The sequence below is a fragment of the Actinomycetota bacterium genome (genome assembly GCA_036280995.1).
Lineage (GTDB): Bacteria > Actinomycetota > CALGFH01 > CALGFH01 > CALGFH01 > CALGFH01.
This window is the reverse complement of record DASUPQ010000165.1, coordinates 1-5,162: the sequence shown is the minus strand read 5'-3', so window position 1 is coordinate 5,162 and position 5,162 is coordinate 1. Positions and strand designations below refer to the sequence as shown.

Below are 5,162 nucleotides of genomic sequence, written 5' to 3'. Positions count from 1 at the left end.
GGCCGACCCGCCGCCGGCGACCCGGTGCGGGTCGGGAACCCGTCGGGGGTCGTCCAGGTCGACGCCGCCGTCAGCTCCGAGGGCGGCTGGCGGGCCGAGTGGGCCACCCTCTACCGCACGGCCAGGCCGCTGCTGCGGGGCGCCGTGGCCGTGCCCGGCCGGTGAGGTGCCGCTCAGCCGTCCCGGAGCCCGGCCGCGACCCGCCCGATCCGGTCGAGGCCGCGGCGCAGCTCCCCGGCCGCGGTGGCGTACGACAGGCGCAGGTAGCCCTCGCCGTGGGCGCCGAAGGCGGTGCCCGGGAGGAGGGCCACGCCGGCGTCGGCCAGCAGCCGGTCGGCCAGCTCGGCGGCGGGCAGGCCCAGGTCGGCGACCCGGGGGAAGGCGTAGAAGGCCCCGGCCGGCTCCTGGCAGGCGATGCCGTCGATGGCGTTGAGGCCGGCCACGACCAGGTCGCGGCGCTCGCGCAGCGACGCCACCATCGCCTCCACCGGCGCCCACGGGCCCTCCAGGGCGGCGATGGCCGCGTGCTGGCTGAAGGCGGCCGTGCAGGACACGGAGTTGACGACCAGCCGGGTCACGGGCTCGACCAGGGGCGCGGGCAGGACCCCGAAGCCGAGCCGCCAGCCGGTCATGGCGAAGGTCTTGGACCAGCCGTCCAGCAGCACCGTCCGCTCGGCCATGCCGTCGAGCGAGAGCACGCTCGGGTGGCCGCCGCCGTAGCGGATGGCCCAGTACACCTCGTCGCTCAGCACCACCAGGTCGCGCTCCATGGCCACCCGGGCGATCGCCTCCACCTCGTCCTGGGTGAGGCCGCTGCCGCACGGGTTGTGGGGCGAGTTGAGGATCACCAGCCGGGTCCGGTCGGTCACCAGCGAGGCCAGCTCGTCCGGGTCCATGCGGAACCGGTTGGCCTCGCGCAACGGCACCGGGACCGGACGGGCGCCGGCGAAGGCGGCGATCGAGGAGTACATCGGGAACCCCGGGTCGGGGTAGAGGACCTCGTCGCCGGCCTGGCACAGGGCCAGGATGGTGAAGAACATGATCGGCTTGGCCCCGGGGGTGACCACCACCCGGTCGGGGCCGACCCGCAGCCGCCCGGTCTGCTCCAGGAACGCGGCCACGGCCGTGCGCAGCTCCAGGGTCCCGGGGGCGGGCACGTAGTGGGTCAGGCCCCGGTCCAGGGCGTCCTGGGCGGCGGCGACGACGTGGTGCGGGGTGGCGGCGTCGGGTTCGCCGATCTCCAGGTGGACCACGTCGACCCCGGCGGCCTCCAGGGCCCGGGCCTTGGCCAGCACCTCGAACGCCGACTCGGTGCCGAGTCGGGCCATGCGGTCGGCGAGCTCCATGACTGGGTACGGTAAGCCAATGCGCGACCACGAGGTACGGGTGCAGCGTCCGGGCGAGCGGTTCCCGCGCGAGCGGGAGCTGGCCTGGCGGCTGGCCGAGGTGGCCGCCGACCCGGTCCCGGTCGAGCCCGAGGTGGCCGAGATGGCCGCCAACCGGGTGCTGGACGACGTGGCCGTGGCCGTGGCCGCCCTCGACCGCGACCCGCCGGCCGCGGCCAGGGCCCAGGCCCTGGCCCACCCCCGCGAGGGCGGGGCGACCGTGCTCGGCCTGGACCCGGGCACCCGGGTGGCGGCCGAGTGGGCCGCCTGGGCCAACGGCACGGCCGTGCGCGAGCTCGACTTCCACGACACCTTCCTGGCCGCCGACTTCGCCCACCCCGGCGACAACATCCCGCCCCTGGTCGCCACAGCGCAGCAGTGCCGCCGCTCCGGGGCCGACCTGCTGCGGGGCATCGTCACCGCCTACGAGGTCCAGGTCGCCCTGACAGGAGCTATCGACCTCCACGCCCACAAGATCGACCACGTCGCCCACCTCGGCCCCAGTGTCGCCGCCGGGCTCGGCGCCCTGCTGAGGCTGCCCGTCGAGGTCACCCACCAGGCGGTCAACCAGGCCCTGCACGTGACCACGGCCACCCGCCAGTCCCGCAAGGGGGCCATCTCCAGCTGGAAGGCGTTCGCCCCCGCCCACGCCGGCAAGCTGGCCATCGAGGCGGTCGACCGGGCCATGCGCGGCCAGGGCGCCCCGGCGCCGATCTGGGAGGGGGAGGACGGGGTGGTGGCCTGGCTGCTGGACGGCCCCGGCGCCTGCTACCGGGTGCCCCTGCCCGAACCGGGCGAGCCCCGGCGGGCCATCCTTGACACCTACACCAAGGCCCACTCGGCCGAGTACCAGGCTCAGGCCTTCATCGACCTGGCCTTCCGGCTGCGGGAGCGGGTCGGCGACACCGGCCGGGTCGAACGGGTGGTGCTCCACACCAGCGACCACACCCACAACGTGATCGGCAGCGGCGCCCGCGACCCGGAGAAGCTCGACCCGGCGGCCAGCCGCGAGACCCTCGACCACTCGGTCATGTACATCTTCGCCGTCGCCCTCCAGGACGGCCGCTGGCACCACCACGACAGCTACACGCCCGAGCGGGCGGCCCGCCCGGACACGGTGCGGCTCTGGCAGCGGGTCACCACGGTCGAGGACCCGGCCTGGACGGCCCGCTACCACGACCCCGACCCGGCCGGCCGCGCCTTCGGCGGCCGGGCCGAGGTCCACCTGGCCGGCGGCGAGGTGGTCACCGCCGAGCTCGCCGTGGCCGACGCCCACCCCCTGGGCGCGGCCCCGTTCGCCCGCCCCGACTACCTGGGCAAGCTGGCCACCCTGGCCGACGGGATCGTCGCGGCGGCCGAGCTGGACCGGTTCGCGGGCCTGGTCGAGCGGCTGGGCGAGCTCGACCCGGGTGAGCTGGGCGGCCTCACCGTCGCCGCCGCCCACCTGGCCGGGGCGGCCCCCGACCGGCGGGGGATCTTCTGATGCCGTTCCCGGCCATGGCCCCGGTCCCGGCGGCCGGCAAGCGGGCCGCCCTGCGGGCCGGGCTGGCCTCGGGGCGGCTGCTGCGCATGCCCGGGGCGTTCTCGCCGCTGGTCGCCCGGCTGGTCGAGGAGCTGGGCTTCGACGGGGCGTACGTGTCCGGGGCGGTGGTCGCGGCCGACCTCGGCCTGCCCGACGTCGGGCTCACCACCATGACCGAGGTCGGCCAGCGGGCCCGCCAGATCGCCGCCGCGACCCGCCTGCCGGTGCTGGCCGACGCCGACACCGGCTTCGGCGAGCCCCTGAACGCGGCCCGGACCGTGGCCGAGCTGGACGACCTCGGCCTGGCCGGCTGCCACCTGGAGGACCAGGTCAACCCCAAGCGCTGCGGCCACCTGGACGGCAAGGAGGTCGTGCCGGCGGCCGACATGGTCCGCCGGATCCAGGCGGCGGTGGCCGCCCGCCGCGACCCGGGCTTCCTGATCGTCGCCCGCAGCGACGCCCGGGCGGTCGAGGGCCTTGACGCGATGCTGGAGCGGGCCCGCGCCTACGTCGACGCCGGGGCCGAGATGCTGTTCCCCGAGGCGCTGGCCGACGAGCGCGAGTTCGAGGCCGTCCGGCGGGCCGTGGACGTGCCCCTGCTGGCCAACATGACCGAGTTCGGCAAGTCCAAGCTGCTGGACGCCCGCACCCTGGCCGACCTCGGGGTCAACCTGGTCATCTACCCGGTGACCGGGCTGCGCCTGGCCATGGGGGCGGTCGAGGAGGGGCTGCGCCGGCTGCGCGACGACGGCACCCAGGCCGGCCTGGTCGACCGCATGCAGACCCGGGCCCGGCTGTACGAGCTGCTCGGCTACGGCGACTACGCCGCCTTCGACCAGGACGTCTACAACTTCGAGAAGGGGACCTGATGGCGCCGCGGCTGCTGGTGCTGGACGACTACGAGGGCCGGATCGCCGGCGCCCCGGCCATGGACCGGCTGCGGGAGCTGGCCGAGGTGACCGTGCTCGACCGGCCCCTCGGCGACGCCGACACCGGCCTCCTGGGCGGCGTGCGGGTGCTGCTGGCCATCCGCGAGCGGACCCGGCTCGACGCCGCCCTGCTCGACCGGCTCCCCGAGCTCGAACTGGTCCTCCAGACGGGCGGCCACGCCTACCACGTCGACCAGGAGGCGGCCACCGGGCGGGGGATCGTGGTCGCCCTCAGCCGCCGGGCCCGGATGGCCTCGGCCTCGGTGCCCGAGCTCACCTTCGGGCTGATGCTGGCCGTGCTCCGCCGCATCCACCCCCTGGCCGCCGAGCTGGCCGCCGGCGGGTGGCCGGAGGCCATGGGCGGCACCCTGGCCGGGCGGACCCTCGGCATCCTCGGCCTCGGCCGCCACGGCCGGCCGGTGGCCAGGATCGCCGCCGCCTTCGGCATGGTCGTGCTCGCCTGGGACCGCGACCCGGGACGGGCCTACGCCGACGACGAGCCGGTGGCCGAGCGGCTGCCCCTCGACGACCTGCTGGCCCGCTCCGACGTGGTCTCGGTCCACCTGAAGCTGTCGCCGGACTCCACCGGGCTGCTGGACCGCGACCGCCTGGCCCGCCTGCGGCCCGGGGCGATCCTGGTCAACACCGCCCGCGGGGCCATCGTCGACGAGCCGGCCCTGCTCGACGCCCTCCGCAGCGGCCCCCTGGCCGGGGCCGGCCTTGACGTGTTCGCCACCGAGCCCCTCCCGGCCGACCACCCCCTGCGGACCGCCCCCAACGTGGTCCTCACTCCCCACATCGGCTGGAAGGTCGAGGAGGTGTTCGCCGAGTGGGCCGAGATCGCCGCCGAGCAGCTCGCCGCCTGGCTGGACGGCCGCCTCCCGGCCGCGGAGGTCCTCGACCCGTCGGCGGCCGAGGTCCCCCGAACCCGCCTCGGCGGTCTTGTCAGAAGATCCGGCATTTCGGATCATTAGGGCATCAGCCGGGCGGCGACGGCCGCCGGGGCGCGAGCTTCCGAAAGGGGAGTGGGGCGCGTGCAGCCAAGGACCGTGGTCCGCGTTGGGGCCGTGGTGGCCATCCTGAGCGTGCTGGCGGCGCTGCTCGCCGCCCCGTCATCCGCCGCCCCCGCCGAGGCGTCCGGCCGCTACCTGGTGGTGGCCCGCAGCGCCGCCGACCTCGGGGCCCTGCGCGCCAAGGCGGTCGCCGACGGCGCCAAGGTCGTCCGGACCATCCCCCAGATCAACGCCATGGTGGTCAGGGGGTCGGCCGCCACCAAGGGCCGCCTGGCCGCCGACGCCCGGGCCAAGGGCGTGGCCACCGACCGCC

5 protein-coding genes are annotated in these 5,162 nt (G+C 76.3%); 4 read left to right on the top strand and 1 reads right to left on the bottom strand.

Annotation, left to right across the window (positions count from 1 at the left end; all coding sequences use genetic code 11):
• Positions 1–173: 173 nt before the first annotated feature.
• The gene (locus VF468_05430) at positions 174–1,346 is read right to left on the bottom strand and encodes a pyridoxal phosphate-dependent aminotransferase (protein HEX5877753.1); all 1,173 of its coding nucleotides are present in this window, start codon (positions 1,344–1,346) and stop codon (positions 174–176) included.
• Positions 1,347–1,365: 19 nt separating this feature from the next.
• Here VF468_05430 and VF468_05425 point away from each other — a divergent pair, with 19 nt between their 5' ends.
• From VF468_05425 to VF468_05410, 4 genes are all read left to right on the top strand, one after another.
• Entirely contained in the window at positions 1,366–2,868 is a 1,503-nt protein-coding gene (locus tag VF468_05425) for an MmgE/PrpD family protein (protein ID HEX5877752.1), read from the top strand.
• Positions 2,868–3,776, top strand: a complete 909-nt coding sequence (prpB, locus tag VF468_05420; protein HEX5877751.1) for a methylisocitrate lyase — start codon at positions 2,868–2,870, stop codon at positions 3,774–3,776. The genes VF468_05425 and prpB overlap by 1 nt, the downstream gene beginning before the upstream one ends.
• A complete protein-coding gene (locus VF468_05415; GenBank protein ID HEX5877750.1) occupies positions 3,776–4,810 on the top strand; it encodes a D-2-hydroxyacid dehydrogenase family protein in 1,035 nt (344 codons plus the stop codon). The genes prpB and VF468_05415 overlap by 1 nt, the downstream gene beginning before the upstream one ends.
• 60 nt (positions 4,811–4,870) lie before the next feature.
• Positions 4,871–5,162: hypothetical protein (locus VF468_05410; GenBank protein HEX5877749.1), on the top strand; the 292-nt coding region annotated here is incomplete at its 3' end.